Source organism: Streptomyces toxytricini, assembly GCF_014649915.1.
GTDB classification, from domain to species: Bacteria; Actinomycetota; Actinomycetes; order Streptomycetales; family Streptomycetaceae; genus Streptomyces; species Streptomyces toxytricini.
The window spans coordinates 1-568 of the sequence record NZ_BMTY01000053.1 but is presented as its reverse complement, the minus strand read 5'-3'; the positions used below and the strand labels follow the sequence as shown (position 1 = coordinate 568).

Genomic DNA, 568 nt, shown 5'->3' with positions numbered 1-568 from the left:
GCCCAGACGCGGGCGGAGGTGGACTGGCTGGTCGCGATCGACTCCACGATCGTGCGGGCCCACCAGCACGCGGCAGCCAAAGGGGGCTCGAAGAACGTGGACTTGGACGCTCCCGCGGCGGGCTGACCAGCAAAATCCACCTCGCCTGCGACGGGCAGGGCCGGCCGCTGGCGTTCGTGGTCACCGGCGGCAACCGCAACGACTGCACCCAGGCCGAGACCGTCATCAACCTGATCCGCGTGACCGGGCCGGGTCCGGGCAGACCCCGCACCCGGCCCGACCGCGTGGTCGCGGACAAGGGCTACTCGGCCCGCGCCTTCCGGTCCTACCTGCGACGACGCGGCATCAAGGCCACCATCCCCGAACGCGTCGACCAACTCGCCGGCCGCACACGGCGCCGTGAACGGCCCTGCGGATTCGACACGGCCGCCTACCGGCGCCGCAACGTCGTCGAACGCTGCTTCCACCGGCTCAAGCAATGGCGAGGCATCGCCACCCGCTACGACAAACATCCCGACCGCTATCTCGCCGCCATCAGCCTGGCCAGCACTCTCATCTGGCTCGACTC

The 568-nt window shown here is 70.4% G+C and carries 1 pseudogene; it reads left to right on the top strand.

The features are described 5' to 3' along the window. A pseudogene (locus IE170_RS32285) lies at window positions 1-568 on the top strand (IS5 family transposase); the annotation flags it as partial.